This window comes from Streptomyces sp. NPDC088261, assembly GCF_044740805.1.
In the GTDB taxonomy this organism is placed as follows: Bacteria; Actinomycetota; Actinomycetes; order Streptomycetales; family Streptomycetaceae; genus Streptomyces.
Map to the genome: position 1 here is coordinate 1 of NZ_JBIURL010000032.1, position 1,929 is coordinate 1,929.

General features: G+C 68.3%; 2 protein-coding genes. Both read left to right on the plus strand.

The genetic code is table 11. The features are described 5' to 3' along the window. Positions 1 to 265: 265 nt before the first annotated feature. Positions 266 to 1,153 carry an ATP-binding cassette domain-containing protein gene (locus ACIODU_RS33130; RefSeq protein ID WP_401772760.1) on the plus strand — a complete coding sequence of 296 codons (888 nt, stop codon included), beginning with the start codon at positions 266 to 268 and terminating at the stop codon, positions 1,151 to 1,153. Next, complete coding sequence (locus ACIODU_RS33135) at positions 1,150 to 1,809, plus strand: hypothetical protein (RefSeq protein WP_401772763.1); 660 nt, start codon at positions 1,150 to 1,152, stop codon at positions 1,807 to 1,809. Before ACIODU_RS33130 ends, ACIODU_RS33135 begins: the two co-directional genes overlap by 4 nt. Positions 1,810 to 1,929 lie beyond the last annotated feature (120 nt).

The following is a 1,929-nucleotide window of genomic DNA, read 5'->3' on the forward strand; positions in this document are numbered from 1 at the left end:
GAAGGCCGTCTGTTGGCCGGTGTGCAAGCACCGTGTCTGGGGTGAGTGGGTGGTGGGGCGGGCGTGGCCGGGTGGGGTGGTCGGTGGGCCCGTTTCGGTGGGTTTTGTGTTCTGAGGACGGTTAACGCAACACTGGCGCCCACCACTCGTATGACGGGGGACTGCGGCCTCTCTTTCCTGGGTTGTCGGCATTCTGGAGCGGATCGGGTCGGACCCGTAATCTGCGTGGGTCTGGGGTGTGGCGCTGGACGAAGGAGATCAGTTGTTGCGTCTTCGATCAGTGGGCAAGCGCTATGGCCGTGGTGATTGGGTCCTGAGAGACGTGGACGTGAAGGCCTCGGCCGGTGAGGTCGTGGCATTCGCCGGTGGGAACGGGTCGGGGAAGTCGACCCTGCTGCGGATCGCGGTGGGCCTGTCCCGGCCGACCTGTGGCACAGTCGTCGCCCGGCCGCCCGTGGTCGGGTACGTTCCGGATCGGTTCTCCCCCAACGAACGCATGTCGGCTGCGGCGTATCTGACGCACATGGGCCGCGTCCGTGGGCTGACCACCTCGGTCGCCTCGGCGCGGGCCGGCCAGTTGATGGACCGGCTTGCCTTGGTGGGTGGCAGGCACGCTCCCCTGCGGAGCCTCTCGAAGGGCAACGCGCAGAAGGTCGCGCTGGCCCAGGCCCTCCTGGTGGAACCGGGGCTGCTCGTCCTGGACGAGCCGTGGTCCGGGCTGGACACTGACGCCCACGGCGTGCTCGCCGAGATCATGACCGAGGTCGCCGCCTCCGGCGGCATCGTCGTGTTCACCGACCACCGTGAGTCGGTCACCCGGGCCCGCGCCACCCGGACCTACACAGTCGGCAAGGGCCGGGTGTCGTTGCGGGAACCGGAGCCTTGGGCCGGCGAGCAGCGGCCCGCGTCCGACGTCGTTCTGACCGCGGGCCGGGACGGCCGTGTACCGCGGGACCTTGCCTGGGAGCAGCTGGACGGCGTACTGGCGGTGAGCCGGGACGTCACAGGCGTCAGAATGCGCGTGAGACGCGAGTCCACCGACGCCCTGCTGCTCACCGCGCTCCAGAACGGCTGGTCCGTCGAGCGCGTCACCGAAACGATCGCGGACCACCACCGGACGCCGAACGCCGTGACCCATGGAGACATACGGTGATCGCGCTCATCCGCTACACCTTCGCCACCGTGCTGCACACGCAGCGCTACCTCGCTCCTTTGCTGCTGTTCATGGGCCTCATGGGAGTGCTGACCGTCAACGGCAGCGGACCCCTGCCCCCGGCCTACGCCTCGTCCGCCGGTGCGCTGTTCGTCTGCTCGACCTGGCTGACCATCGCCCTGATGAGCCTGGACGACCCCTCGCAGCGAGCGATCGTCGTCGTCACCGCAGGTGGCCGGTCGTTCACAGTCCTGCTCGCGGCGATCGGCACGGCCCTGCTGAGCTGTCTCGTCCTGATGGTCTTCGGACTGCTTTTCCCGTTGTGGGTGGGCGACTATGTCGTCACCACGGCCGACCTCCTGCTGGGCCTCGTGGCGCAGCTCACCTGTGCCCTCGTCGGCGTCGGCATCGGCGTGCTGTGCTCGCGGCTGGTCTTCAAAAGGCAGGGGTACGCCCTGGTCGCCGCCCTCGCGCTGGTCATGGGAACCCTCTTCACCAAGGGCATGCCACCGGTCAACCGCCTCTTCACCCTGATGTCCACAACCCCCGACGCGGCGAAACTGCTCGCCCCCGCCAGCGTCATGCTGGCGATCTCGGCAGTGATCCTTGCCGCGTCCACCGCCGCCACACAGTTTGTCGCCGGACGCAGGGAATAGCCCCAGGCGCAAGCAGATGGGGCATATTGGCCGCCGGGATGAAAGGAACCCGGTCCGGCCCCCGCAGTTGACCACGGATCTCAGACACGGTGCCTGCACACCGGCCAACAGACGGCGTCG